Annotated in this window: 1 protein-coding gene; it reads left to right on the forward strand. The window is 38.3% G+C overall.

What is annotated here, in order from left to right:
- Positions 1 to 263 precede the first annotated feature (263 nt).
- Positions 264 to 371, forward strand: a 108-nt coding sequence (locus AB4653_RS24360) for a hypothetical protein (RefSeq protein ID WP_372105522.1), incomplete at its 3' end; no start/stop codon positions are given.

Raw genomic sequence — 371 nt, forward strand, 5'->3', positions numbered from 1 at the left:
TCCATATGCTTCAAATCTCACCAAATTAAGGCCGTATTCAAGTTATTGGTCATGGCATCAAGTTGTCAAAAAATGCTAGAATACGGCACCTGATAAATCTCACATAATCTTTGTGATGAGTTTATTAATGTAATGTTGCGATTTTGGTATCTCTAATTTACCAAAACCGGACACTGTAATGTCGTGTCTAAGGGCGATTTTAAAACGTCCCGAATTTACGCAATTAAAAGAATCTTTTTCCCGATAAAGTAGTGCAAGTGCGTATGATTACAATAAAGAAGGGTTTGGATCTTCCTATCGCAGGAACTCCATCCCAGGTGATTAATGATGGTAAGTCCATCACTAAAGTCGCCTTGCTTGGCGAAGAGTAC

Source organism: Vibrio sp. 10N.222.48.A3, assembly GCF_041475345.1.
Lineage (GTDB): Bacteria > Pseudomonadota > Gammaproteobacteria > Enterobacterales > Vibrionaceae > Vibrio > Vibrio tasmaniensis_A.